Consider the following 26439-nt stretch of genomic DNA (forward strand, 5'->3'; position numbering starts at 1 on the left):
TCGCGGGTCCTCCTTTTTCCTGGCGGTCACCCCGCGAGAACTACTCCGCGTCAGGCGACAACCTTGGCGTGTGCCCCGAGTGGGTTAACTGCTGAGCCGAAGGTCTCGGACAGGTTACGGAATGACCTTGCCCTCGTCCAGCACCGGGTCCTCAGCAGTTCACCTGCCAGCACGCTCTCACAGTGGCCCACATGGGTTTATCGCGGGGTGGGAGAGAAGCGTCACCCGACAACCCGGCGAATCACCGAAATGGGTCCGATCGAGTCGATGTTCGCGATCTTCACCGGAATGCCCTCAGTGGACGCGTGCACCGCGCGGGTGCCGTCCACGGCCATGGCCACATGCGACTGACCTGCGTAGTAGATGATGAGGTCTCCGGCCGCGACCTCGCCGCGACCCACGCCGCGGCCGACCTTCGCCTGGTCGTACGTGACGCGCGGAATGGACACCCCCGCGGCGCGGTAGGCGGCCTGCATCAGCGACGAGCAGTCCCACGAGTTGGGTCCGTTCGAGCCGAACACGTACGGCTTGCCCTGCTCGCCCAGCGCGAAGTTCAGGGCGGCCCCGGCCGCGCCCGCCGGCACGTTCACGGAGCCCACGGGCACCTTGGTGCCGGGATTGGCCAGCGTCTGCCGCTGCGGCGCGGTCAGCGACTGGAGCTTGTTCCGCGCGACCGTCACCTGCTGGTCCATGGCGACCTTGCGGGTGGACACCTCACCGGCGAGCTTGTCCGCCGCCGAGGCCGCGGTGGCGGCGTCGGTGCGCGCCTTCGTGGCAGCGGCCAGCGTGGCGCTCATGCGCGACACCGCCTCGTTCTGGTCGGCGGCGATGATGTTCATCGCCTGCATGCGTTCCAGGAAGTCCTGCTGGGACGTCGAGGTCAGGAACGCCGACAGGTCGTTGAGCCGGGCGCCCTCGAAGGTCGCCTCGGTCAGCGTGTCGACCTGGCCGCGGAACTGCTCCGACTCGGCCAGCGCCTTCTTCTCCGCCTCGGTGGCGGCGACCACGATCCCGTTCGCCCTCGACAGGTCGCTCTGCGCCTTGAGGTGGTCCTGGCTGAGCGTCTCGGCCTCTCGCGTCAGGTCGTTGTAGACCTTGAGCGCGTCGTCGGCGGGTTGCGCGTGCGCCGAAGGCATCGACACCACCGTCGCGGCGATCACGGCGGCCAAAGCGGTAGTCCTTGCAGCACGGCCGGGCACGCGGCCTCCTCAGGAGTCGGAATCGGCTACTGAGGAGGCGTACGGCCGAACGGGCGCAGGGGTTCAGTCGAGGTCGACGAGCGGTCCGTCCACCACGAGCACCGGTGCGTCGAACTCGACGTCCACGAGTTCGTCGGCGAGCGCGGGTGACGCGCTCACGAGGGCGATCCCGGCGGTGGTGGCCAGAACGGTTGCGATGCGTGAAGAAATAGACACGAAGAGCAACATAATGGACTAAAGGGGCAAGTCGGGCGGTGTCACCCGATCAGGCGGCCCGGTGTGCCTCGATCGAGGAACGGCACGCGGCGAGCAGACGGGCGGTGGCGGCGCTGCCCCCGTGCCCACAGCGGGGGCAGCGCATCGCGACGGCACCGGCGAGCTCGTCGACCACGACGCCCAGCGGCGAGTCGCAGCCGCGGCACCAGCGGTGCCGCGTGACCGGGTTGACGTGCACCGGCGACGAGACGCACTGGTGGATCCACCTCCCGTGCACGTGGCAGGTCAGGCGGTCGTCGGGCGCCAGGACGCCGTCGTCCTCCGCGTGGTCTTCGTCGACCAGTGTGGCGATGAGCGTGGCGATCATGGCGACCCTCCAATCCGGAACCTTCCTTCTGCAGGTACGTCGAACCGGCGCTCGCGGAATCGACACGCACTGTCCGTCGGTCCAAATTCCGATCCGTGAACCCGCTTGATAGGTTAGGCAAGCCTAAATCAGGAGGTGGACAGGTGCGCAGGACAGTCGCCGCGGTTCTGCTGCTCGGCCTAGTGGCCGGGTGCGGTGGAAACGCTCCCACGGAGCAGGGAAGTGGCCAGTGGTCCTTCAAGGACGATCGCGGTAAGGAGGTCACCGCGCCCAAGCGTCCGGAACGCGTCGTCGCGCAGGTGTCCGCCGCGGGCGCCCTTAAGGACTACGGCATCAACGTCGTCGGCACGTTCGGCCCGCTCAAGCGCGCGGACGGCACGACCGACCCGGAGGCCGGCAGCATCGACCCGAGCCAGGTCACCGACATCACCGGCCCCGGCTACGGCGAGATCGACTTCGAGAAGTTCGCCGCGCTGAACGCCGACCTGGTCGTCGCCGGCTACTACCCCGAGGTCTCCGGGCTCTGGCACCTCACCGCCGAGTTCGAGGAGAAGGTCACCAAGATCGCCCCGACCGTCGGCATCGGCCAGTCGAAGATCCAGCTGCCCGACGGCGTGAAGCGCTTCAAGGAGCTCGCCCAGTCGCTCGGCGCCGACGTCGACTCGGCGAAGGTGAAGGCCGACGAGGAGGCGTTCACCAAGGCCGCCGACCGGCTCAAGGCCATCGGCACGAAGATGACGGCCGCGAACCAGAAGATCCAGGTCATCGGCGCGGACCCGAAGCTCTTCTACGTCGCCGTGCCCGCCCGCAACCCGGACCTCGACTGGTACGTCAAGGAACTGGGCCTGCCGCTGCTCACGCCGGACAAGCCCGACACCGAGGGCGGCGGCTACTTCCAGTCGCTGTCGTGGGAGAACTCCGGCACGTACAAAGAGCACGTGATCATGTGGGACACCCGCCAGCACGTGCTCACCCCGGAGCAGATGAAGGAGGGCCACCCGGTCTTCCAGGGCCTGCCCGCCGTGCAGGCCGGCCGGTTCGTCGAGTGGAACGCGGTCGCCCCGCTGAGCTACTCCTCCTACGCCGGGATCATGAACAAATTGGCTGACCAGCTCGACCAGGTGTTGGCAAAGTAGCCATGTGCTGACGCTTCTGAAGGAAAACGGCCCGTTGCGCGTGCTCAGCACCGCACGGGTCGTTTCTGTTGTGGGGGACGCACTCAGTCTCGTCACGCTGATGGTGCACGTGCAGTCCGTGCTGGGGAAGGCGATCGCGGTGGCGGCGCTGCTGCTCGTGGGCGACTTCGCGCCGTCGTTGCTCAGTCCGCTGACCGGGGTCATCAGCGACAGGTTCGACCGGCGCACCGTCATGATCGTCTGCGAGGTCGCGCAGGGCGTGCTGCTGGCGGTCATCGCGTTCACGCTGCCGCCGTTGCCGATCCTGCTCGCCCTGGTGGGGGTGCGGGCCGTGATCGGGCAGATCTTCATCCCGGCGTCGCGGGCGGCGGTGCCCAGCCTGGTCGCGGAGAAGGACCTCGCGCAGGCGAACACCGCGCTGGGCCTGGGATCCAACAGCGCCGACGTCATCGGGCCGTTCCTCGCGGCCGTGCTGCTGCAGTTCATGGACACCCGCGGCGTGCTGCTCGTGGACGCGGTCTCGTTCGGTCTGTCGGCGTTGTTGTTGCTGCGCCTGCCGAAACTCGTCGTGCCGGCCGAGCCGGGGGAGACGGTGTTCACCGACGTGAAGGCCGGCGTGAGCGAGATCTGGCGCAACCGGGCGTTGCGGATCGTCTTCCTGGGCTTCTGCGGTGTCGTCGCGTGCACAGCCATCGACGACGTCGCGGTGCTGCAGCTGACGATGGGCGTGTTCGGCGAGTCGGAGAGCGTGGCCGGGGTCGTCCTCGGCGCGGTCGGCATTGGTCTGCTCATCGGCTATGCGTTGCTGGCTAGGGGATCGGCGCGGTGGAGCATGGTCACACTGCTCGTCACCGGGTTCCTGATCAGCAGCGCCGGCAACCTGTTCACCGGTCTGGCGTGGGGCGTCGCGTCGGCGTTCGCGCTGCAAGCCGTGCGGGGACTGGGAATCGCGGCGATGGACGTCGCGCACAGCACGTTGATCCAACGGCTCGTGCCCGGTGATCGAACGGGCAGGGTGTTCGGCAACTTCTACGGCGGGATCGGTGTGGCTGCGGCGATTTCGTACATCGTCGGTGGTCTGCTCATCGACACACTCGGTCCCCAGCTGATTCTCGTTCTGGCGGGCGGGGCCGGGGTTTTGGTGACGTTGTGGGTGGTTGCCGCTTCACGGGCAAGAGGTGTTGAGTGGGAATCAGCCTCTTGAGGGGAGAAGGCGATGTGGGGGAAACGCATTGCTGTTCTTGCTGTCTCGTTGCTGCTGACCGGATTGACCGCTTCCGTCGCGCAGGCGGGCACCGGTGTCGTGCCCGCGTCGACCTCCTGGCCCGCCGCTGACCGCGGCTGGGTGCTGGGCCTCGACACGCTGTGCCAGACCGCGAACTGCCCGCAGCTCGTCCGCACGTTCGACGGCGGGGCGTCGTGGACGCGGGTGACGACCCCGGCGCTGTCCGTGCCGGAGACCGGTCGCCTGCGCGTGCTCTTCGCGAACGACGCGGCGGGCATGGTCACCGACGGCGAGCAGCTGTTCGTCACCAGCAACGGCGGCACGCGCTGGGAACCGTCCGGCATCAAGGGAACCGTTGGCGCGCTGGGCTTCGACAGCTCCGGGTTCCTCGCGGTGATCTACGACGGCACGTCGTCGCGGCTGTTCCACCGCGAGCTGTGGCTCGACTCGTGGCAGCCGGTGCCGGGCGTCGAGGTCAAGGGCCAGTCGCGCGGGGAGATCGCCGCCGGTCAGGTCTCGCTGTCGACGATCGGCGTGGAGAACCGGTACTGGACCCGGTCTCTCGCGGGCTGGCTGGAGGAACCGGCGCCCTGCACCGAGTTCTCGGCCACGCGGCTCGGCACGGTCGGCGCCGACCGCTATGCGTTGTGCAGCTTCGATCCCGGCTTCGGGAACATGACGAAGGAACTGCGCCAGGCCACGGGCGGTGGGCCGTTCAAGACCGTCAGCGTGCCACCGCGCGAGGGCATCACGACGGGCTTCGCGGTGTCGCCGGAGGCGGCGCTGGTGGCCGCGACCGGGCGCGACTGGTCGTTCGTGCACCGCGGCCTCGGCGCGAAGTGGGACACGCCGCTCACGCTCGGAGGGCCGCCGTTCGAGGACCTGGCGTTCTCGGACTCGCGGCACGCCACGCTGGTGCGCGGTGGTCCTGGCCAGGAGTTCGCCGAGGTCTACCGGTCGGATGACGCCGGTCTGACCTGGAAGGCACTTACCGTGTAGATCGGTACGCTCGGGATCATGGAGCCTTACGAACACGGCATGCTCGACGTCGGTGACGGCAACCAGGTCTACTGGGAGACCGTCGGCAATCCTGACGGCAAGCCTGCCGTGTTCCTCCACGGCGGACCGGGCGGACCGGCGAAGGGCGCGCGGAAGTCGCTCGACGCCGAGAAGTTCCGGATCGTGATCTTCCACCAGCGGGGCTGTGGTCAGAGCACGCCGCACGCCGGCGACCCGGCGGCGGACATGAGCGTCAACACCACCGAGCACCTGATCGCGGACATGGAGAAGCTCCGCGAGCACCTCGGCATCGAGAAGTGGCTGCTGTACGGCGGTTCCTGGGGAACGACGCTCGCGGTCGCCTACGCGCAACGGCATCCCGGGCGCGTCTCCGAGCTGATCCTGATCGCGGTGACGATGTCGTCGCAGCGCGAGGTGGACTGGCTCTACAAGGGCGTTTCCCGGTTCTTCCCAGAGGCTTGGGCGAGGTTCAGCGCGCACGCCGGTGACGCGCCGGACGTCGTGCGGGCGTACGCGGACCTGATGGAGAGCCAGGATCCGGCCGTGCGGGAGCAGGCCGCGCTCGAGTGGTGCCGGTGGGAGGACACCGTGTTGTCGCTGGAGAACTTCGGCAAGCCGGACGTGTTCGCCGATCGGGCGTCGGCCGAGGTGATCGCGCTCGTGCGGATCATCGCGCACTACTACGCGAACCACGGCTTCGTGGACGACCTGCTGGGAAACATCGGCAAGCTCGCCGGCATCCCGGCCGCGTTGATCCACGGCCGGCGTGACCTGAGCTGCCCGGCGGACACGGCCTACGCGCTGGCGCAGGCGTGGCCGGACGCCGAGCTGACCCTCGTGGACGACAGTGGCCACAAGGGCAGCCCCGCCCTCCGAGAGGCGATCGGGGCCGCGGTCAGGAGGTTCTCCCCATGACACAACGGAAACCGCCAGGCATGGGCTTCGAGTCGTGGATCGACAGGCAGATCCGCGAAGCCCAGGAACGCGGTGAGTTCGACGACCTGCCGAGCGCCGGCAAACCGTTGCCCGGCGCGGGAGAGGCGCTCGACGAGGACTGGTGGATCAAGAGGAAGGTCCGGGAGGAAGAGGGCACTGCAGGGTTGCCCCCTTCCCTCGTGCTGCGCAAGCAGGCCGAGACCGCCAGGGCCCGCGCCCTGGCGGCCACGACCGACGAAGAAGCGCGCTCGATCATCGAGCAGTTGAACGCGGAGATCCTCGACGCGCTGCGGAAACCGTTGTCCGGCCCGCCGTTGAACCTGATGCCGTTCGACGTCGACGAGCTGCTGCGTGAGAGGAAGGGGACCTCACGCGGTCAGTGATCAGCTCGCGTTGATGTCGATGCAGGAGTAGAACGCCATCGCGGTGTCACCGATGTTCCACACGGCCAGGACCTTGTGGCGGCCGGCCGAGCCGACGTTGACGGTGTGCGACACGGTGGCCGGCGGCTGCTGGTTGTTGCCGCTGAAGGTCGCGACCTTGCGGCCGTCGACGAAGTAGTCGTAGTCACGCGTGCGGTGGCGGGCGGTGAACGTCCAGTTGAACGTCACCGAACGGCCGGTGTTGGTGACCTTCCAGCCCTTGTTGTCGTTGCTGAGCACCGAGAACTGCGACAGGTTCGCGTGGCAGCTCTGCAGCCCCTTCGGGCCCTCGACGGACTGCGGCTCCCACTGGATGGCACCGCAGTCCTTCACGACGCCACTGGCGCACTGCGCCTGACGGCTGGCAGGTGAGTTGATGTAGCCATGTGCGAGCGCCGTGCCGGAGGGGAGTGCCACGACGATCAACGGTGCAGCGAGAACGCCGGCCATGGCGGCCGTAACCTTGCGTCCAATCTTCATGTGACTTCCTTTGCCTTGATGTGTGCGTACTCCCGTTACATCGCGGCGGCGATTGAAGGTCTAGACCATACCGCGCGTAATCGCGGTGCCACAAGGTGTGTCCGATAGATCAGTCAGGTAAGTGATCACCGCTCAACTTCGCACAAGTGCGAAACATCGGTCATCGGTGAGCGAAGTCGTTGGGTTCTGTAGGACTTGACGCTCGGTCTGGGGTGCTTCGCGCGTGCGGCCGTGGGCTTGTGCGGGTTCCCGGTTCGCGCGGCGTGGACCGGGACGTGGACCGGAATCTCGGTGGCGGCTCGACGGAGCGTGAAGTCGCCGTCTCAGCACGCGGCCGGGCACGTCCGGTTCGGGAAGGTGTTTGCGCAGTTCACGCTGGTTTGTGAGCTGAACTGCAATTGTCGGCCGTCATTTCTTCGGATTGCATTCGCACTTAGAATCGCGCGCATGTGGTGGTCGGTGAACTCGCGAACTCGTCTGGTGGGACGGGAACGCGAGCTGACCACCGTGCGGCGGCTGTTGCGGCGGCATCGGCTGGTGACGCTCGCCGGGCCCGGTGGGGCGGGGAAGTCGCGGCTGGCGGCCGAACTGTGCCCGTCCGGCCCTGTCGTCGAACTGGAGTCCGTGTACCGGCCGGACCTGCTGTGGCACGTGATCGCGTTCTCGCTGAACGTGTGGGAGGAGCCGGGTTCGCCACTGCACGCGACCGTCGTGCGCGCGCTGGCCGGGCATCGGTTGCTGGTGCTGGACAACTGCGAGCACCTGATCCGCGAGGCCGCCTCGGCGGTGGCCGAGTTGCTGGCCCGGTGCCCGCGCCTGCGCGTGCTGGTGACGAGCCGTGAACCCCTCGACCTGGCCGGCGAGATGTGCGTCGAGGTCGGTCCGCTGTCTCCCGCGGACGCCCGGCAGATGTTCGTGGAGTGCGGCGGCGCCCCGGAACTCGCCGGCGCGGTGCACGACCACCTGCCGCTGGCGATCGAACTGGCCGCCGCCCGCACCGACGTGCCCGCGCGTCACCGCACGCTCGACGCCGTGATCAGGTGGAGCTACGACCTGCTGGCACCGGCAGAGCAGTCGGCGTTGCGCAGGCTCTCCTCGCTGATCGGCGACTTCGACCTCGACCTGGCCGCCGCGGTGTGCGGCGACCCGGAGCACGTCGTGCAGTTGATGGCCTCGTTGCGCGCCAAGTCATTGGTGGTGCGCACGCCGTCGTCCTCGGGTGCGCGGTTCCGGATGCTCGAGTCGATCCGCCTGTTCGGCCTGGCGCGGCTGGAGGAGAACGGCGAGGCCGCGGTGACGTTCGAGCGGCTCGTCGAGCACCTGATCCGGGCGATCCGCGAGATCGCGGCGGCGCCGATGATCGAGAACAACACGACCACGTGGCTGGCGAGCCAGGAACACCAGTTGCTGCACGCCGTGGAACGTGTTCCGCGTACGGACCCGCGCCACACGTGGCTCGTCGCGGGTGTCGTGCACGTCTGGTACCTGCGCGGCTCGTACAGCGAGGCGATGCGGATGGCCCGCGCCGCCCTGGCGCACGGCCCGTTGACGTCGCACTCGGAGATGTTGCTCTTCCGCGCGGCGTGGCTGGCGGGGTTCACCGGCGACGAGGTGGCCGCGCTGCGGTTCGCGGAGGCACTGGTGGCGCACCCCGCCATGAGCCGGCCGGTGTGGGAGGCGCGGGGGTGGAACACGCTGGGGTACGCGCGCGGGGCCAACTCCGATCTCGCGGGTGCGCGCGCGGCCAACGAACGGTCGGTGGCGGTCGCGCGGAGCCTCGGTGATCCGAGCCTGCTGATGACGTTCCTCAACAACCACGCCTGGCTGCTGATGCGAGTGGGCGATCTGCCCGGCGCGCTCGCCGCCGCCCTGGAATCGCTCTCGCTGGGAGTCCTGGACGGCTTCCGCCTGATGGCCTCCCGGCACACCGCCGGAGTGATCGCGTTGGCGGTCGACGACGTCGACCAGGCCGAGCACCACTTCGCGATCGCCCTGCGGGTGGGCGCTTCCGAATCCCTGGCACAGGCCGGTGTCCTGGAAGGACTGGGCGTGGTGGCGGCCCGCAGGGGAGACGCCGACCGCGCCGTGGTGCTGATGGCCGCCGCGGCCGCCACCCGCAGGTCCGGTGGTTCCCGGCAGGAGGAACCGTGGAACCACATGGTGTCGGACGCCCGCGAGCTCGCGCTGTCGTCGGCGGGGTCCCGGCGGGCGTCGCAGGCATGGCGGCTGGGGGAGCGGCTCGACCAGGCGGGGCTGACGGCGTACGTCAACTCGGGCCGGCGGGACGAACCGCTGACCGTGCGGCAGCAACAGATCGCCGACCTCGTGGTGGAGGGGCTGACCAACCCGGAGATCGCGGTGCGGCTGGGGATCTCGACCGGGACCGTGCGGTCGCACGTGACGCAGATGTTGTCGCGGCTGGGTTTGAGCTCGCGCACCCAGCTGGCGGCACGGACGGCGCGGGCACGGTGACCGTGACGTGTGAGATCTGCGGAGCCGCTCTCACCACCTCCGCCAAGTACTGCTCCAGCGCCTGCCGGCAGCGCGCGTACCGCCGCCGCGCCGCCCGCGACGTCGTCCCGGCCTCGCTGCGCCTGGACACCTTCGTCGGGCGCGGAACGGAACTGACCGAGCTCACCAAACTGCTGGCACGCAACAGGATCGTCACCGTCACCGGACCGCCCGGCGTCGGCAAGTCCCGGCTGGTGCACGAGGCGGTCGCGCACCGGCGGCACGTCATGGTGATCGAGCTCGCGGACGTCACCAGGGTCCCGGACCTGCTCGCGAACGGCCCCGAACCCGGGCTGCTCGTGCTGGACGGCTGCGAGCCCGTGCTGGCCGGCTGCGCGAACTTCATCGCCAGGCACCCCGCGCTCCGCGTCCTCGCGACGAGCCGCGAACCGCTGAACGTGCCGGGCGAGCAGGAGTACCGGGTGGGGCCCCTCGGTCAGCACGACGCGAAGCGGCTGTTCAGCGATCGGGCGATGGCGCTCGACAGCGAGTTCGACGAGAACGCCGCACTGCTGGAGACCGTGTGCGAGCGGCTGGACCGGTTGCCGCTGGCGCTCGAACTCGCGGCGCGGCTGGTGCGCGTGCTGACGCTGGAGGAGATCGTGGCACGGCTGGACGACCGGTTCGCCGTCCTCACCACCGGACCGCGCGACGCCCCGGCGCACCACCGGTCGTTGCACGCGGCGATCGACCGCAGCTACGAGTTGCTGACCTCGGACGAGAAGGTCGCGCTGCACGCGTTCGCGCTGAGCCCCGGCACCGTCGAACCCGTTATGGCGCAGCGACTTCAGGCGCGGTCACTGCTCGAGTCCGACTTCACCATGCTCGAGTCGGTGCGGCAGTTCGCCCTGCCGGGAGTGCGGATCACCACGCCACGCCCGCGGGCCGAACCGGAGCAGGCCGCGCCGTCGTGGCGCAACGAACGGCTGCTGCGCGTCGCGGCGATGGTCGCGGAGGGGCTGACGAACAAGCAGATCGCGGACGGGCTGCACGTGTCGCTGCGCACCGTGGAGGCGGACGTGCGCGACCTCAAGTCCGTGCTGGGCGTGCGATCGCGCGCCCAGATCGCCGCCTGGACTACACAGGCGTGACTTCTTCTTCCTCGGCCGCTTTCGCGAGCTTGCGCTTCACGATGAAGACGCCGGCGATGCCGAACACCACCGCGATCGCCAGGCTCGCGTAGGAGAAGCCCTTCAGCCACTTCTCGGCCACCACGCCGAGGTAGTAGACGGCCGCCGCCGTGCCGCCCGCCCACACGACGCCGCCCAAGGCGTTCGCCGCCAGGAACTTGCCGTAGTTCATGTGCATCGAACCGGCCAGCGGCCCGGCGAGAATGCGCAGCAGTGCCACGAACCGGCCGAAGAACACGGCCCACGCGCCACGTTTCTGGAACACCCTGCGAGCGTGTTCGAGCTGCGTTTCCCCGAAGTGCTTGGGGAATTTCCGGCCCATCCACGCGAACAACCGCGGCCCGCCGCGCCGCCCGATGAGGTAGCCGAAGTTGTCGCCGATGATGGCGCCCGCGCTCGCCCACACGCCGATCCACAACGGGCTCAGGTGGTCGTGTTGCGACGCCATCAGCGAGGCCGTGACCAGCACGATCTCGCCTGGCAGCGGGATGCCGAGCGACTCGAAGCCGATCACCAGGCCGACGATCACGTACACGAGCAGAGGTGGGATGGCTTCGAGCCACTGTTCGATCGGCACCTCGCAACTCTAACCTCACGCCTGTGAACGAGCTCGCACTCGCGGTAGTCGCGGGAATGGTGGCCACCGTCAACCCGTGCGGATTCGCGATGCTGCCCGCCTATTTGGTGTTGGTGGCGCGGGACAGCCCGGTGCGAGCCTTTATGTCCGGTTTGGTAATGACGGCCGGATTTGTCACGTTCTTCGGCGCTTTCGGTGTTCTGGTCAGTCCGGTTGCCGCGACGCTCAAGCGCTACCTGCCGTTCGTGACGGTCGTGATCGGGCTGGTGATGGTCGTCGTCGGCGTGCTTCTGCTGCTCGGCAAGGACCTCTACGTCCGGCTGCCGAAACTCCAAGCAGCACCCAAGAGCCTCTGGTCCATGTACGGCTACGGCATCGCGTTCGCCATCGCCTCTCTCTCGTGTGCGATCGGCCCGTTCCTCGCCTTGGTGGGCGCATCGCTGCAGACGGGCATCACGGCGTTCCTCGCCTACGCACTCGGCATGGGTCTCATCGTCACCGTGCTGGCGGTCGCGGGTTCGGCGCTCGCACCGCACATCAGGAAGCTGCTGCCCCACGTCGGTCGCATCGGCGGTGCGGTGCTGGTGGCGGTCGGTGCGTACGTGACTTACTACGGCGTCTACGAACTGCGGTTGTTCCTGGCCGGGGGCAGCGCGATCGACCCGGTCGTGCGGGGCGCGGGGCGGTTCCAGAACACGCTCGTGCAGATCGTGGCGGCGCTCGGGCCGTGGCCGTTCGTGGTCGTGCTGGCGATCACCGGTGCCTGGTGGCTGAACCGGAGGAGGCGCAAGGCCGTACGCCCAGACAGGAGGTGAGGAGCCGAATGCGCATCCTCGGACTGCTGCTAGGGATCCTGCTGCTCACCGGCTGCGCGGAGAGGACACCGCCGCCGGAGAAGTTCCAGTTCACCGCCCAGACGCTGGACGGCGCGGAGTTCCGCGGCGACAAGCTCGTCGGGCAGCCCGCCGTGCTGTGGTTCTGGACGCCGTGGTGCCCGTCCTGCAACGCCGAGGCGGAGACGGTCGAGGCGATGGCCAAGCGGCACAACAAGATTCAGTTCGTCGGCGTCGCGGCCGAGGACCAGCTCGACGCGATGAAGAAGTTCGTGAGCGACCACAGGATGACCAGCTTCCCGCACCTGGCCGATCTGGACGGTGCGGTGTGGAAGCGATTCGGCGTCACCGCGCAGCCGACGTTCGCGTTCGTGGGCACCGACGGCTCCGTGGAACTGCTCACCGGATCGCCCACCGAGGAGCAGCTCGACCAGCGCGTTTCTGCTTTGATGCCAAAGGTTTGATCGAGTGACATCACTAGGTCCGGCAGCCGCACCATTCTCTCAGCAGAAAGGCCCTGCGCTGTCGGGACCAACGCCCGGTTCGGCGTTGCGATCGGATTCGTATCGTCGAACTGGCCTCGTGGCGGTGCCGCGCGGCCTTGAGGAGGCAGGTGTCGATGGACTACATCCAGGTCTCGCTCGCGGAGGCCATTCCCGAGCAGGCCAGGGACTACGCGTCCGCGCGAATCGGCTCGCTGGACCGGTACGCGCCGGCCAGGGTCGACTTCGCGTGGGTCAACCTGACCTCGGACAAGTCCGTGATCCACGCGCACGCCCGGCTCGACCTGCAGTGGGTCGAGGTGCAGGCGTACGCGGAGGCGGGCACGGTCACCGAGGTGATCGACCTGGTGCGGGAACGCATGCGTCGTCAGCTCGTCTCGATGCACGGCGTGCCCGCGCACAACTGACCTCACCGAACTGAACCCACCACTCGGCGGCGGACGGGTGGTGGGTTCGCCGTGCCTTCCGCACGGATCGACGGAATCATGTCGTCGTGGTTGTCGAAACGGGTCGCCCTCGTTCGTACAAGGGGTGAAAGGAGACCACCATGACGCAGAAGTACCTGCTCAGCATCTATCAGCCCGACGGTGAGACCCCTCCGCCCGAGGTTCTCGAACCGATCATGGCGAACCTGAACGCGTTGAACGAGGAGATGCAGGCGAAGGGCGCGTGGGTGTTCGCCGTCGGCCTGCACCCGCCGTCGACCGCGACCGTGCTCAGGGCGAAGGACGACGACGTGCTCATGACGGACGGTCCGTTCGCCGAGGGCAAGGAGCACATCGGCGGCTTCACGATCATCCAGGCCGCCGACCTCGACGAGGCGCTCGACTGGGGCCGGCGACTCGCCGGCGTGCTCAGCCCGTTGTCGATCGAGGTCAGGCCGATCGCGTTCTGATGATCGAGGAGATCTTCCGGGCCGAGTACGGCCGTGCGGTGGCCGTCCTGACCCGCGTCCTCGGCGACATCGACCTCGCCGAGGAGGCGGTGCAGGACGCCTTCGCCACGGCCGTCCTGCGGTGGCCGGTGGACGGTGTTCCACCGGCTCCCGCGGGCTGGATCATCACGACGGCCCGCAACCGCGCGATCGACCGGTTGCGGCGTGAGGTCAAGGGCTCGGAGAAGTACGCGGAGGCGGCACGGCTTCGGCACGGCCCGGAAACCCAGGAGGCGGGGGACGTGGCGGACGACCGGTTGCGGCTGATCTTCACCTGCTGCCACCCGTCGCTGGCGCCGCAGGCCCAGGTCGCGCTGACGCTGAAACTGCTCGGCGGACTGACGACGGCGGAGATCGCCAGGGCGTTCCTGGTGCCCGAACCCACGATGGCGCAACGGATCGTGCGCGCGAAGGGCAAGATCCGCGCGGCCCGCATCCCGTACCGGGTGCCACGCGACGCCGATCTGCCCGAACGACTCGACGCCGTGCTCGCCGTCGTCTACCTCATCTTCAACGAGGGCTGGCTCGACAAGGCCGAACTGGCGGACGAGGCGATCCGGCTCGGTCGCGTGCTCGCCCAGTTGATGCCGGACGAACCGGAGGTGTGGGGACTGCTCGCGTTGATGCTGCTCGTCGCGTCACGCCGGGACGCACGGCTGCGCGACGGCGAGATCGTCCTGCTCGAAGACCAGGACAGGGCGTTGTGGAACGCGGATCTCGTGGCGGAGGGCCAGGACGTCGTGCGCCGCTGCCTGCGCTGGAACCGGCCCGGCCGGTACCAGATCCAGGCCGCGATCAACGCCGTGCACAGCGACCCGCCGACCGACTGGCACCAGGTCGTCGCTCTCTACGACCAACTGATGGCGATCACGCCGAGCCCTGTCGTGGCACTGCATCGCGCCGTGGCGGTCGCCGAAACGCACGGCCCCGCGGCAGCGTTGCTGGAAGTCGAGGTGCTGGACCTCGACCGCTACCACCTGTTCCACGCCGTGCGCGCGGATCTGTTGCAACGGCTCGGCGAAGACCCGACCGCGGCACTGGAGGCCGCGCTGGACCGGGCCGAACACCCGGCCGAACGCGACCTACTCCGCGGGCGGCTGCTCCTTGCGGCGGCGGACCAGCAGGATCGCGCCGACGACGACCACTAGCCCGATCAGGAGCCACACCCAGATCGGCACGCCACCGGAGTCCTCCGCGGTCGAGGTCGACGGGGGAGCGTTCGACACCGTCGCGCTCGCCGTCACCGAAGAGGGCGGGGCGGCGGACGAGGAGGGCGGCGCCGCGACCGTCATCGTGAAGGCGATCGTGCCGGACACGGTGTCGCCGTCGTCGGACTTGGCCGACCAGGCGATCGTGTGCGCGCCGGTCTTGGCCGCGGACGCGTCGACCGTCGCCGTGATGGTCTTGTCGACGGCGTGCACCTGGGTGACCGGCACCCTGGCGCCGTCCGGTCCCGTGATGGTGACCGCGTCGCCGTCCGGCAGACCGATCGTCTCGCTGAACACCAGCTCGACGTGTCGGGGCGGGGCGTCGAGGGCCGCGCCGGACGCAGGGGTGCTGCTCTTGAGCTCGGCGTGGGCCTGTGCGGGGACGACCATGGCCGTCGCGGCGAGCAGTGCCAGCACGAGCGCGCTGAAGTAACGCGTCACGTGCGCAGCGTAATGGCTCTGTCGATCAGTCTCACCCCACCGGACGCGGGACGTGCTGTGCGGCCGGCACCAGCGACAGCCCGGTCGCGAGCGCCGCGGCCAGCCCGGCGGCGATCACCGGCGCGATCGGCTCCACCTCGTACAGCAGTGCGCTCAGCATCGGCCCGATGATGAACGTCAGCCCGCCCGTCGCGGTGACCAGTCCGGCCATCAGACCCTGCCGGCCGGAACCGACCCAGAGTGAGGCCGTCGCGCCGAACCCGGTGATCGCGAGACCGATTCCCAGCGACACCACCAGGAACGCGAGCGACATCAGCGCGGACGACGGCGAGACCGCGAGCAGCGCGCACCCGGCCACCGCGACCGGCGACCCGATCCGCACCAGCCTGGCGGGAGACCACTTCAGCAACGGCACGAGCAGGCCCTGCGCCAGCAGAAGCCCGATGCCGGAAGCGAACAGCAGGCCTTCGAGCGCGCCCGAGGTGCCCCGCACCCGGTCCGCGGCGAGGTACACGACGACGGTCTGCAGGATCGCGAGCGACAGGTACAGCAGGAATCCGGCGCCGAAGGCAGGCACCAGTTCCAGCGGCCGCACCTGGACCGGCTCCTGCGACCGTTCGACCGGTTTGACGGTCACCAGCACCAGAACCGCGACCAGCAGCGCGACCACGGGCGCCACGTACAGCGGCAGCCACAGGGACGCCACCGCGAGCACACCGACGACGACCGGGCCGAGCACGATGCCCAGTCCCTGTGCGGCACCGACGAAGCCGATGGCTCGGGTGCGTTCGACGACGCTGTGGGTCGAGAGGCCCGCGACGGCGAGTGCGGCGACGAGCACCGAGGCGAGTCCCGCGCCGAACAGCAGGCCGCGGAACACCAGCACCATCACGAACGCGAGGTCGGGCGTCAGGGTCTCGTCGACGGCGAACGCCACCGCGGCGGCGAAACCGGCCGGCCCGGCCACGCACAGGGCGAGCCCGGCGACCAGCACGGGACGCACTCCGGCGGCGTCGAGCAGCAGGCCCCAGAGCGGGCTCGCCAGCGTCGTCGCCACGGACGCGGCGGTGAACACCAGGCTCAGCTGGGTCGTGGTCAGCGACAGTTCGCGGGCCAGCGGAGCGACGACCGAGGTCAGCAGCTGGTGCAGCGAGTAGATGACCAGCAGTGCGGCCAGCAAGGGCGTCAAGGATCTGGGCACGCGATTCCCCCTGGAGTTGCGGCGGAGCCGTGAGAGTAGTTCAACCACATGAACGGTTGGTTTGGCGGCTGATGTACCCGGGTAACCCGCGTTCCAACTGATCAACGGACCGAGGAGCGGTTTGGCGCGCGACCAGGCAGCGAGGACGGGCGAGGCGGCCAATCTGCCTTTGGGCAGGCAACGGCCGTCACTCGCGGCCGTCCGGCGCTGGGTGCGGCTGGAGCTGATGGGCGAGGACACCGACGCGGTCGCCGATGTGCTGCTGGTGGTGAACGAACTGGTCAGCAACGCGTACCGGTACACGTCCGAGCCGTCGTTCTTGCGCGTCGTCGTGGAAAAGCAGAGGATCCGCATCGAGATCGAGCACAACGCCAACGCCCATCCGCCGTTGCGCAAGGTGTCCCGTCCACAGCGGGGGTACGGCCTGGTCCTGGTGGCCCGGCTGTCCGATCGCTGGGGCGTGGACAGAGCTCTCGGTGGCACCGTGGTCTGGGCCGATCTGCCGAGGACGTCATGAGTTCAAGTTCGATGGGTTTCGATGTACGCGCTCTGGGGTATGGAACCCCCTGCCTTGAACGAACAGGGCGCGGGGAGATGCTGATGGGTATCGCAGGACGGTCCAGCGAACGACTGGACCTCGTCCTACCGGAAGGTGTTCTGCCGCTCGCCGACGTGCGGGCGGAGGTGCGTCGCCTCCTGAAGGGAATGCACGAGAACGTCGTGGTCGACGTGATGGTCGTGGCCACCGAACTCGTGAGCAACGCTTACCACCACGCCGCCCCGGGGAGGCGTGCCCGCATTCTTCGCCTGCCGGAGCGAGAGGTGGTGCGGGTCGAGGTCGACGACGGAACGCCCGGCCGCTTCCCTCAGCTCGGGCGGATGGGGTTCATCGGGCGTCGGCAGCGGGGTTTGTTGCTGGTCAACGGCTTGGCTCAGGTGTGGGGGCACAACCGGTTCCCCGACTCCAAGACCGTGTGGGCGGACGTGTCCACCGTCAGGTGAGGGTCTTCACGACGTAGGCGGCGGCTTCGGCGACGAGAGCCTCGTCGTACTCGGCGTCCGCCGCGGACCTGCTGGACATGATCGCGATCAGGACCGGCTCCCGGTTCGGCGGCCACACGACGGCGATGTCGTTGACCGTGCCGTACTCGCCGGTGCCGGTCTTGTTCGCGACCCTGCTGCCCTCCGGAACGCCCGCCCGGACTCGCTTGGCGCCGGTGGTCGACCGTTCCAGCAGGTCCTTCAGGAAGTCGCGCTTCTCCGGTTCGAGGGCGTCGCCCAGCACGATCCGCTGGTAGTCCGTGCCGAGCGAACGCGGGGTGGCGGTGTCGCGCGGGTCGCCGGGCGTGGCCGAGGTGAGGTCGGGCTCGATCCGGTCCATTCTGGTCTCGGTGTCGCCGAGTTCGCGCAGGTACTTCGTGAGTTCCGCGGGGCCGCCGACGTCGCGCAGCAGCAGGTTGCCCGCCGTGCCGTCGCTGTAGCGGACCGCGGCGTCGCACAGGTCGCGCATCGTCATTCCCGTGTGGACGTGTTGCTTCGTGATGGTCGAACTCTTCATCAGGTCGGCGTCGGTGTAGGTGACGACGGTGTCCAGATGCGACATCGGGTTGCGGTGCAGGATCGCCGCCGCGGCAAGGCCCTTGAACGTCGAGCAGAACGCGAACCGCTCGTCCGCCCGGTGCTCGATCGTGCTGCCGTTGTCGCTCATCGCGTAGACGCCCAGCCGTGCGTCGAACTTCTTCTCCAGCTCGAACAACGCGTCGTGCCGCACGGGAGCCGCGCTCGTGGTCGTCGCCGGTGGCGTTGTGGTGGTCTGAGCCGCAGGGGTGGCGGCGCAGCCGGCGAGCGGGAGCAGGGCGAGGGATTTCAGGGCGGTGCGTCGATCGATCACCCGGTCACACTATTTCGATCTCCGAGAGGCGCAGCGACGGGTCCGCCGTGACGGCCCGCAGGACGTCCGCGAACCGGGCGAGGAGCTCGACCGCCTGCTGTCGGGTGAACAGCAACGAGTTGTAGACGACGTGCCCGCCGGTGTCGTGCAGGTGGAACGTCACCTCGGACTTCACGATGACCGGTCCGCGTTGCCGCGCCTCGAACGCCGTCGCTCGCACACCGGGGAGGTGGAGTTCGGGGACCGGAGGCACGAGCGCGAACGTCAGTCGCAGCGGAATTCCTTCCACCACCTCGTGAAACGGCACCTCCTGGTGTTCGTGGGCGGCCGCCGTGGTCTCCTTGACGCGCCGCAGCACCTCGCGGAAGTCCGGGTCGCCGGACAGGTCGGTGCGCAGCGCCACGACCTTCGCGAACAGGCCGATCACCTGCTCCAGTTCCGGCCGGACGCGGTTCGCCATCGGCGTGCCGACCACGACGTCCGTGGCCCTGGTGGTCTGGGACAGCAGGACCTTGAACGCGGCCAGCAGCACCTCGTACGGCGTGGCCTGCTCCTGACCGGCCAGTGCGGAGACCTGGGAGAGCAGGTCCTTCGACGGCGACCACGGCAGCAGCTCGCCGGGGCCGAGCGGGTTGACGTCCCGGTCGGCCTTCGTCGGCAGCTCGATCGGGCGCATGCCGTCCAGGTGCTGCTGCCAGTACTTCGCGTGCTCGGGGGACAGCGTGTCCTGCTCCCACAACGTGAAGTCGGCGTACTGCACGGCCGGTGCGGCCGCGGTGCCGTTCAGTTCCTCGATCAGCAGTGCCTGCGACCATCCGTCGCTGACGAGGTGGTGCATGGTCAGCAGCAGCACGTGGTCCTCGTCCGCGAGCGTCAAGACCCGTGCCCGCAGCAACATTCCGCTTGCCAGGTCGAACGGCACGGTCATCTCGTCGCCGGCGATGAACGCCGCTTCCTCCACGGAGGACACCTCGACGACCTTCAGCGGAACGGCCTGAGCAGGCCGGACTTCTTGCAGGACAACGCCATCACGTTCGACGAACGCCGTGCGCAACGCCTCGTGCCTGCGGATCACGCGGTCCAGTCCGGACTGGAGGTGATCGAGGTCGAGCGGCCCGTGCAGGCGCAACGCCAGCGGCACGGTCCAGAAGCCCGCGGCCAGCACCGAGCCGAACCACCGGTTGCCCTGGTTCTGCGCGATCGACAACGGCACTGGGCCGTGCGCGCGTGGCGTGACCGGCTTGGTCCACGACCGTTCGCCGGACAGGATCCGCGCGAGCCGTTGGGGTGTGCGGTGGTGGAACAGCGCGGGCAACGGGAGTTCGGCGCCCAGTTCCGCCCGGACGCGGGTGATCACGCGGGTGGCGAGCAGGGAATGCCCGCCCAGCGCGAAGAAGTCGTCGGTCGCGCCGACGTCCTCGATGCCGAGCACGTCCGCGAACACCTGGCACAGCGCGGCTTCCTCGGTGGTGCTCGGCCGGACGTGCGGCGAGCGCGGCGACGGCACGGGCAGCGCGCGGCGGTCGATCTTGCCGTTCGCCAGTAGCGGGAACGTGGTCACCGGCAGGAAGATGGACGGCACCAACTGGACCGGCAGCAGCGCGGCGCAGTGTTCCAGCAGGTCGTCGGCCTCGCCGGTGTAGTAGGCGATGAGTTGCTTGTCCCGCAACACGACGACGGTCCGCGTCACCTTCGGATGGGCGTTGAGCACCGCTTCGATCTCGCCCGGCTCGACCCGCACGCCGCGGATCTTCACCTGGTCGTCGACGCGGCCGTGGAACTCCAGTTGGCCGTCGTCGTTCCACGACGCGAGGTCTCCTGTCAGGTACATCAGCTCGCCGTCTTTCGTGACGAACTTCCGTTCGCTCAGCTCGGGACGACCGTGATAGCCCGACGCGAGTCCGGCGCCCGACACGCACAACTGGCCCGCGACGCCCACGCCGACCGGCAGCAGGGTGGCGTCGAGCAGGTGGACCCGGGTGTTGTCGATCGGCCCGCCGATCGGGGCGACGGCGGGCCAGTCCACCACGTCGGCGGGCAACGAGCAGGACGTGATCACGTGCGACTCGGCCGGGCCGTAGTGGTTGTGCACGCGCAGCCACGGCCTCACAGCGCAGAAGTTGCGCAGCTTCACGTCGAGCGTCAGCGGTTCGCCGGCCTGCGAGACGTGCCGCATCGAGGCGAACGACGGTTCCTCGTCCAGCAACGCCCGCAGCACCGAGTCCGGCACGAACAGCCGCGTGATCCGTTCGACGTCCAGCCAGGCGGCGAACGCGGCGGGGTCGCGGCGTACCTCGTCGGACGGGATGACGAGCGTGCCGCCGAACAGCAGTGCGGAGAAGATCTCCTGCACGGACACGTCGAAGGTGGCGGTGGTGAACTGCGCGGTGCGGCTGTCCTCCTCCCGTTCGAGGGCTTTCTCCTGCCAGCGCGCGAGGTTCACCACGCAGCGCCCAGGCATGAGCACGCCCTTGGGTCGTCCGGTCGAGCCGGACGTGTAGATCATGTAGGCCGGAGCGTCCGGATCGGTCCTCGGTGGTGCGGAATCCGGGTGGGAGTCCATTTCGGAGGGTGACAGCGGCCGGTGGAACAGCACGCGGTTCCGGCTCACCACCACGGACAGCCGCGCGTCGTCGACCATGAACTGGATGCGGTCCAACGGGTGTTCCGGATCGATCGGCACGTACGCCGCACCGGCCTTCAGCACGCCCAGGATCGTGACGATCAGGTCCGCGCCCCGGTCCAGGCACAGCCCGACCAGGTCGCCGGTCCCGATTCCCCTGGACCGCAACAGGTTCGCCATCCGGTTGGATCGGCGGTCCAGCTCGGTGTACGTCAGCGCCTCGGACCCGTGCTCGACGGCGACGGCGTCCGGCGTGGTCAGCACCTGCTCGGCGAACAGTTCGGGGATGCTCACGTCCGGCAGGTACTCGGTGGTGGAGTTCCACTTCTCCAGCAGCGCGGCCTCGTCCTGGTCGATCATCGAGATCCGCGAGAGACGCTCGTCGGTCGGCGCGTCCAGCACCTTCGCGAGATGGGCCAGCAGCCGGGTGATCCGCGGGCGGTCGAACAGCGCCCGGTTGTAGAGCACGCGGCCGTTCTGGATCTCGACGTCGAAGCTGGTGAACGCGACCTCGGGGTCGTAGAGGTCCCGTCGCGGCCGCAGGTCGACCTGCACCTGCACGAGCGGATGCCGCGACAGATCCCGTTCCGGCGCCAGCAGATCCACGACCTGGTCGAACCCGACGAGTTGCGTCGCGGCCGTGGTCAGCTGCTCGGCCGTCAGCCCGCACAGCTCGCCGAACGTCGGATCGCCGGACAGATCTCCGCGCAGTACGACGAGTTCGTCCGCGACGACGACACCGATGGGCACGTCGACAGACCGCGTGCAGCGGCCGAGCACCACCTGCAGCGCCGCGAGCAACGCGTCGGAGTCGACGTCGGCCGACCACGGCACCACACCGGCTTCCGGCCGGTGCAACGGCGGCCGAGGCCGATCGGTCGGCAGTTCCAGCACCGGCAGGTCACGCAGGTGATCGAGCCAGAAGTCGGGAGAACCCTGGGCGGCCGGGGGAGTCGGTCCGCCGAGCACCGTCTCCAGCACGCGGATGTCGCCGAGAATCCCGTGCATCGTCAGGACGAGCAACGACGAGTTGAGCTCCAACGCGCGCACCAGCGGGCCTTCGCGCAGGTCGAACGGCTGCGTGAGCTCCGCGCGCACCGCTGCCCGCACGTCGGGGACCTGCGCCGACCTCACGACGACGGGTGGCCCGCCGGGAACGGGCCGCCCGTCGTCGTCGAACCGGACCAGGAGGGTGTCCGGCACACGGACGGCAGCGGGGGTGGTGATCAGCGTGACGTGGTGGCTGGGGTTGCCGGGGTCGAGCCGGTCGAGGAACCACATGCGGCGCCGGGTGTGGTCGGTCACGGTGCCTCCCGCTGCGAGTCGGGCTTCGACGCTAACTCGCGTGGAACTGGGCGGATCCCTGGACTTGGGCCATCGTGAGGTGCGCGCGATCGCCTCTCAGCACGACCCACGACCGTTCGACCAGGTCCAGCCACGAGATCGACAGCACTGGCGTGGCGGGGCGGACGCCGAGGAGCCTGGCGAGGCGCGGTGTGGCGAGCGTGGTGGTGCACCAGGCACGCAGGTCGCCGAACCGGACCCGGTAGGTGGTCGAGAGGAACCTCCGCAGCGGCGTGTCGTCGTAGCGCTCGGCGAAGCCCGGGAACCGGGCGGCGCACAGGCAGGTCGAGCGCACGCCGATCGGTTCGTCGCCGCGGACGAGGACCGACTCGACGGTGAGCACGTCCCTGCTGATCCTCACGGCGGCCTGCTCGCGGGTGGCGAGGTCCTGCACCAACGCGTCGAGGCTGAGGCGGTGGACCTGTTTGGGTGGGGCGACGGTCGTGCCCTGGCGGCCCGTTCCGCGGATGAGCCTGCCCTCCAGCACGAGTTCGTTCATCGCCTTGCGGATCGTGGTGCGGGACATGCCGAGCACGTCCGAGAGCTCGCGTTCCGGTGGGAACGGGGTGTTGCCGGGCAGGTCGCCCAGCAGGTCGAGCAGCCGGGCCTTGGCCTGGTAGTAGCGGGGGATCGCGGGCACCGCCCGGACGCTAGCGCCGTCCGATAACCAGCGACTCATCGTCGGCGTCCGGCCTCGACCCGATCTCCTGGTAGATCCGGCGAGCCTCCTGCCGGTCGCCGCCGAGGAAGGCGACGGCGGCGTCCTTCCACCGGGACCAGGGCGCCTCGGCGAGGCACTCGGGGCCGTGACCGGTGGCGGCGAGGACGATCGGCAGGCTGACGCCGATCGTGCCGGTGATCTGGTGGCAGGGCAGCAGGTCGCCGACGTCCACCGGTTCGCCGGTCAGCAGTGCGAGGTGGGCCCTGAGGACCAGCGGGTGTTGCAGGTCGCCGGGATTTCCTTTGCTCCTGGCGAGTTCGAGCGCCCGGTCCGCGCATTCGGTGGCACCGGCCAGATCCCCGGTCAGCAGGAGGACGCGGCCGCGAAGAGCGAGGACGTGAGCCTGGCCCGACTCGTCCAGGGCGGCCAGCGCCTCGGCGTACCTGCCGTCCCAGAACAACTCCAGGTACCGGGACGCGTCGAGCCAGGCGAGCGTGTCGTGGTCGCCATGGCGCCGGGCGGCCGCTCGTGCCTCCGCGCGCACCGCGAGACGTGCCTTGGCGTCGCCGAGCACGGTGTAGGCGGTGCTCAGGTTGACCAGGCACAGTCCGGGCGAGATCCCGGCCGTCGTGCGTTCGCTCACGGCCTGGCGCATGTCCGCGATGCCGTCGGGGTCGCCCTGCTTGACCCGCGCGAGGCCCAGGGCTTCCAGCGCGATGGCCCGTTCGATGCCGGTGGCGCCGGTCAACGCCGTCTTCGCCGCGCTGGTGGCCTCGGTCAGCCTGTCCGCGAGTGTCAGGGAGTGCGCGAGGTACGCCCGCACGCCGTACGCGTGCTCGGTCAGCGCGAGGAACTCGATCGTGCGGTCGAGGTGTCGTCCGGCCGCGGAGTGGTCGCCCTGGTGCCAGGCGGCGCGCCAGGAGGCTCTGGCGGCCGCCGCCGCGCCCGCGAAGTTCCCGGCTTCGCGGTGGAGGTCGGCCGCCTCGGCCAGTTCGTCGAGCCCCGCACCGCTCAGGGCCAGGCTCGATCCCAGCAACGTCAGCAGCTCGGCCCGGTCGGGGTGGCCCGGCGGGCAGACGGCCAGAGCGGCGCGGTAGCAACGGATCGCGGTGTCCCTGGCAGCCAGGGCGGTCGCTCTGCGACCTGCGTCCGTGAGGGCTGCTCTCGCCTTGCGGCCCATGATGTCGCACGGTCTTCCAGAGGCTTCCGCGATCCACACCGCTTCCTGGAAGTGGTATGCCAGCAGGGGAACGTGCTCCAGCGGCAGCGCCTGCACCCACTCGGCCGCGTGGTAGTGCTTCATCGCCTTGGTGCCGCGCGGAACCCGGTCGTAGGCGGCGTCGCGGACCAGCACGTGGCTGAAGGCGTACTCGATCTCGCCCACGACGTTGCTGGTGCTCTGGCGTTTCAGGAAGTCCCGCTGCCGCAACATCTCCAGGCAGCGTGCGATCTCGGCGACATCGCGTTCCGCGACCACCGCGACCGCGCCGGGCCAGACCGTCGGGCCGATGACCGCCGCGTCCTGCAGCACCGCTCTCTCGTTCCGCGGCAGCGAATCGAGCCTCGCGCCGATGACGTTCCGCACCGTCTCGGGGAGGGCGTCCGGGGCGCCGTCGCGGAGCATGCGGACGTACTCACCGGCGAAGAGCGGGTTGCCGGCCGAGCGGTGCAGCAGCGCCGGCAGGTCGGCGGTCACGTCGTGACGGGTCATCAGCGCTTCCAGCAGCAGCCTGGTGTCCTCTTCGGACAGTGCGCCGAGCGTGATCGCCTCACCCCGTGGCTCCTGCCGTGTGGTGAGGAGCACGAGCAACGGCACGTCGTCCGCGGTGTCGGCGAGTCCGTGCAGGAAGCCGAGCAGCAGGTCGTCGGCCCAGTGCACGTCCTCGACGATCACCACCAGCGGTTCCTGGGCGAGGTGCTCGACCAGCCTGCGCCACGCCATCAGCACGTCGCTGCCCTGCGGGCTGACTCCCACGAGCGCGGAGAGTTGCGTGACGAGCCACGGGTCGTCGCTGATCGCCTGGATCTTGGCGGTGACCGCGGCGGCGTCGTCGGTGTCGAAGATGCCCGCGTGACTTCGCACGATCTCGGCCAGCGGGGCGAAGACGTCGTCGCGCGCGAACGGGGGAGTGCGGCCGGTGAGCGTCCGGCGGCCCCTGGCGAACTCCCTGACGAGCCTGCTCTTGCCCGCGCCGGGCTCGCCGGCCACCGTGATCACCCTCGGCCGGTTCGTGGTTCTGACCTGCTCGTAGGTCTCGACGAGCAGTGTCATCTCGGCCGAGCGTCCCACGAACGGCGCGTCGTCCTCGGCCGGCGTGAGCGTCCTGTCGGTCACCGGGCACGTCCTGACCTCGCCTGGCGAGGCCTGGGCGAGCAACCGCAGGCCGGCGTCGAGCACCGTGCCGCTGACCTCGACGTGATCGCCGGACGTGACGAGCGCGGGCCCGGTGGACACCGCGGCGGCCGCCGGATGATCACCGGTGATCTCGAAAGCGGCGCGCACCGCCCGTGCGGCGTCGTCCTCGCGGTTGACCGGGGCGCCGAAGGCCGCGCAGACCGTCGAACCGAGCGTCGAGACCGTGACGCCACCCAGGGCTTCGACGTGCCGGAGCACCTTCGCGACCGAGGTCTCGAGCTGCTCGTCGGCGGCCTCGTCCACGCCCGGCAGCTCCAGCCGGACGACGAGCACGCTGACCTTCTTGCGTTCCAGCATGGTCGGCGCCTGCCCGGGGCTCGTCGCGAGCGCCGGGTCCTGCGTGAGGATCGCCTGTTCCAGCCGGACCAGATCGGGCCCTGGATCGATGCCGAACTCGGCGGCGAACCGCGCGCGTGCCGTGCGGAACACCGCGAGCGCGTCGGCCTGCCTGCCTGACCGGTAGAGCGCGAGCATCAGCTGCCCCTGCACCCGTTCGCGCAACGGCTGATCGCTCGCCAGCGCCTCGATCTCCGCGATCACCTCGCGATGGCGGCCGCACGCCAGTTCGGCGTCGAACCTGTCCTCCACCGCCACGTCCCGCAGGTGCGTGATCTCCACCAGCGCCGGCCACGTGACGCCGTCCGCCACCAGGTCCGCCAGCACCGGCCCGCGCCACAACGCCAGCGCGTCCCGCAGCACGTTCGCCGCCTGTTCGGGACTCGGTGCGGTGGAAGCCCTGGTGAGGGCGGCGCGGAACCGGTGCAGGTCAACGCGGTCCGGTTCCACGCGCAGCAGGTAGCCGGGCTTGCGGGTGACGATGTCGAGCCCGGCCTTGCGCAGCGCCGACACGACGTTGAGGAGAATCCCGCGCGCCGTCGGCGGGTGCCCGTCCGGCCACAACGCCTCGGTGAGCTCGCTGATCGACACCACCCGGCCCGCGTTGAGCAGCAGGAAACCCAGCGTCGCCCGGCGGGTGAACCCGCCGACCCGGTGTTCCCTGCCGTCCACGCGGACCTGCAGGGGACCGAGAACGGCGAACTCGACAGACATCGCCCGGGACCATACCGCCGATCAAGGCACCAGACGGATCCCAACGTGTCGTGCCCGTTCCGTTGGTACAGCGGCGATCTGCGGCACCGGCCACTGCAGGTCGCTGAACCCGAGG

Annotated in this window: 25 protein-coding genes; 14 read left to right on the top strand and 11 right to left on the bottom strand. The window is 69.4% G+C overall.

Going from position 1 to position 26439, the window contains the following annotated elements:
- Positions 1-221: 221 nt before the first annotated feature.
- The 3 genes from OG205_RS01690 to OG205_RS01700 all read right to left on the bottom strand — a co-directional run bounded on the left by OG205_RS01690 (position 222) and on the right by OG205_RS01700 (position 1782).
- Positions 222-1199: a C40 family peptidase gene (locus OG205_RS01690; protein ID WP_330274430.1), complete on the bottom strand. Its 978-nt coding sequence runs from the start codon at positions 1197-1199 to the stop codon at positions 222-224.
- A gap of 63 nt (positions 1200-1262) precedes the next feature.
- Positions 1263-1415, bottom strand: coding sequence for a hypothetical protein (locus tag OG205_RS01695; RefSeq protein WP_330274431.1), 153 nt, complete (start codon positions 1413-1415; stop codon positions 1263-1265).
- 49 nt (positions 1416-1464) lie between these two features.
- Positions 1465-1782 (bottom strand): hypothetical protein, encoded by a 318-nt coding sequence (locus OG205_RS01700; protein WP_330274432.1) that lies wholly within the window; start codon positions 1780-1782, stop codon positions 1465-1467.
- A 143-nt stretch (positions 1783-1925) separates the two neighbouring features.
- Between OG205_RS01700 and OG205_RS01705 the strand changes: the two genes are divergently transcribed.
- Genes OG205_RS01705 through OG205_RS01725 form a run of 5 tightly spaced genes read left to right on the top strand, consistent with a single transcriptional unit; the run spans position 1926 to position 6482 of the window.
- Positions 1926-2918, top strand: coding sequence for an ABC transporter substrate-binding protein (locus tag OG205_RS01705; RefSeq protein WP_330274433.1), 993 nt, complete (start codon positions 1926-1928; stop codon positions 2916-2918).
- Positions 2919-2922: 4 nt separating this feature from the next.
- Positions 2923-4122 carry an MFS transporter gene (locus tag OG205_RS01710; RefSeq protein WP_330274434.1) on the top strand — a complete coding sequence of 400 codons (1200 nt, stop codon included), beginning with the start codon at positions 2923-2925 and terminating at the stop codon, positions 4120-4122.
- Positions 4123-4134: 12 nt separating this feature from the next.
- Complete coding sequence (locus OG205_RS01715; RefSeq protein ID WP_330274435.1) at positions 4135-5142, top strand: hypothetical protein; 1008 nt, start codon at positions 4135-4137, stop codon at positions 5140-5142.
- An 18-nt stretch (positions 5143-5160) separates the two neighbouring features.
- On the top strand, positions 5161-6078 hold the full coding sequence (gene pip, locus OG205_RS01720; RefSeq protein WP_330274436.1) for a prolyl aminopeptidase: 918 nt from the start codon (positions 5161-5163) through the stop codon (positions 6076-6078).
- Complete coding sequence (locus OG205_RS01725; RefSeq protein WP_330274437.1) at positions 6075-6482, top strand: J-domain-containing protein; 408 nt, start codon at positions 6075-6077, stop codon at positions 6480-6482. The genes pip and OG205_RS01725 overlap by 4 nt, the downstream gene beginning before the upstream one ends.
- Here OG205_RS01725 and OG205_RS01730 read toward each other — a convergent pair whose 3' ends face one another.
- A complete protein-coding gene (locus OG205_RS01730) occupies positions 6483-7001 on the bottom strand; it encodes a lytic polysaccharide monooxygenase auxiliary activity family 9 protein (RefSeq protein ID WP_330274438.1) in 519 nt (172 codons plus the stop codon).
- Positions 7002-7448: 447 nt separating this feature from the next.
- On the opposite strand from OG205_RS01730, the gene OG205_RS01735 reads away from it, so the two are divergent.
- Both OG205_RS01735 and OG205_RS01740 read left to right on the top strand, forming a co-directional pair.
- A complete protein-coding gene (locus OG205_RS01735) occupies positions 7449-9473 on the top strand; it encodes an ATP-binding protein (RefSeq protein WP_330274439.1) in 2025 nt (674 codons plus the stop codon).
- Between the two features lie 2 nt (positions 9474-9475).
- The gene (locus tag OG205_RS01740) at positions 9476-10603 is read left to right on the top strand and encodes a helix-turn-helix transcriptional regulator (protein WP_330274440.1); all 1128 of its coding nucleotides are present in this window, start codon (positions 9476-9478) and stop codon (positions 10601-10603) included.
- On the opposite strand, the gene OG205_RS01745 is transcribed toward OG205_RS01740, so the two are convergent.
- On the bottom strand, positions 10590-11219 hold the full coding sequence (locus OG205_RS01745) for a DedA family protein (RefSeq protein ID WP_330274441.1): 630 nt from the start codon (positions 11217-11219) through the stop codon (positions 10590-10592). The two genes, OG205_RS01740 and OG205_RS01745, sit on opposite strands and share 14 nt — an antisense overlap.
- 23 nt (positions 11220-11242) lie before the next feature.
- Here OG205_RS01745 and OG205_RS01750 point away from each other — a divergent pair, with 23 nt between their 5' ends.
- The 5 genes from OG205_RS01750 (at position 11243) to OG205_RS01770 (ending at position 14637) form a co-directional block, all read left to right on the top strand.
- Positions 11243-12034, top strand: coding sequence for a cytochrome c biogenesis CcdA family protein (locus OG205_RS01750; protein ID WP_330274442.1), 792 nt, complete (start codon positions 11243-11245; stop codon positions 12032-12034).
- An 8-nt stretch (positions 12035-12042) separates the two neighbouring features.
- Entirely contained in the window at positions 12043-12516 is a 474-nt protein-coding gene (locus OG205_RS01755) for a redoxin domain-containing protein (protein ID WP_330274443.1), read from the top strand.
- Between the two features lie 155 nt (positions 12517-12671).
- Positions 12672-12962 (top strand): HPF/RaiA family ribosome-associated protein, encoded by a 291-nt coding sequence (locus tag OG205_RS01760; RefSeq protein ID WP_330274444.1) that lies wholly within the window; start codon positions 12672-12674, stop codon positions 12960-12962.
- 140 nt (positions 12963-13102) lie between these two features.
- Complete coding sequence (locus tag OG205_RS01765) at positions 13103-13450, top strand: YciI family protein (protein ID WP_319981095.1); 348 nt, start codon at positions 13103-13105, stop codon at positions 13448-13450.
- Positions 13450-14637, top strand: coding sequence for an RNA polymerase sigma factor (locus OG205_RS01770; protein ID WP_330274445.1), 1188 nt, complete (start codon positions 13450-13452; stop codon positions 14635-14637). The genes OG205_RS01765 and OG205_RS01770 overlap by 1 nt, the downstream gene beginning before the upstream one ends.
- Here OG205_RS01770 and OG205_RS01775 read toward each other — a convergent pair.
- Together OG205_RS01775 and OG205_RS01780 are read right to left on the bottom strand one after the other, a co-directional pair.
- A complete protein-coding gene (locus OG205_RS01775) occupies positions 14572-15138 on the bottom strand; it encodes a copper resistance CopC family protein (RefSeq protein WP_330274446.1) in 567 nt (188 codons plus the stop codon). The genes OG205_RS01770 and OG205_RS01775 overlap by 66 nt on opposite strands.
- A 31-nt stretch (positions 15139-15169) precedes the next feature.
- Entirely contained in the window at positions 15170-16339 is a 1170-nt protein-coding gene (locus OG205_RS01780; protein WP_330274447.1) for an MFS transporter, read from the bottom strand.
- Positions 16340-16460: 121 nt separating this feature from the next.
- Between OG205_RS01780 and OG205_RS01785 the strand changes: the two genes are divergently transcribed.
- Both OG205_RS01785 and OG205_RS01790 read left to right on the top strand, forming a co-directional pair.
- Positions 16461-16856: an ATP-binding protein gene (locus tag OG205_RS01785; RefSeq protein WP_319981091.1), complete on the top strand. Its 396-nt coding sequence runs from the start codon at positions 16461-16463 to the stop codon at positions 16854-16856.
- Positions 16857-16939: 83 nt separating this feature from the next.
- A complete protein-coding gene (locus OG205_RS01790) occupies positions 16940-17341 on the top strand; it encodes an ATP-binding protein (protein WP_330274448.1) in 402 nt (133 codons plus the stop codon).
- On the opposite strand, the gene bla is transcribed toward OG205_RS01790, so the two are convergent.
- Genes bla through OG205_RS01810 form a run of 4 tightly spaced genes read right to left on the bottom strand, consistent with a single transcriptional unit; the run spans position 17334 to position 26324 of the window.
- The gene (bla, locus tag OG205_RS01795) at positions 17334-18230 is read right to left on the bottom strand and encodes a class A beta-lactamase (RefSeq protein WP_330274449.1); all 897 of its coding nucleotides are present in this window, start codon (positions 18228-18230) and stop codon (positions 17334-17336) included. The genes OG205_RS01790 and bla overlap by 8 nt on opposite strands.
- Before the next feature lie 4 nt (positions 18231-18234).
- Positions 18235-22158, bottom strand: coding sequence for an amino acid adenylation domain-containing protein (locus tag OG205_RS01800; protein WP_330274450.1), 3924 nt, complete (start codon positions 22156-22158; stop codon positions 18235-18237).
- A 31-nt stretch (positions 22159-22189) separates the two neighbouring features.
- On the bottom strand, positions 22190-22837 hold the full coding sequence (locus OG205_RS01805) for a GntR family transcriptional regulator (RefSeq protein ID WP_330274451.1): 648 nt from the start codon (positions 22835-22837) through the stop codon (positions 22190-22192).
- Positions 22838-22847: 10 nt separating this feature from the next.
- Positions 22848-26324, bottom strand: coding sequence for a BTAD domain-containing putative transcriptional regulator (locus OG205_RS01810; protein WP_330274452.1), 3477 nt, complete (start codon positions 26322-26324; stop codon positions 22848-22850).
- Positions 26325-26439 lie beyond the last annotated feature (115 nt).

It is taken from the genome of Lentzea sp. NBC_00516 (genome assembly GCF_036346835.1).
In the GTDB taxonomy this organism is placed as follows: Bacteria; Actinomycetota; Actinomycetes; order Mycobacteriales; family Pseudonocardiaceae; genus Lentzea; species Lentzea sokolovensis.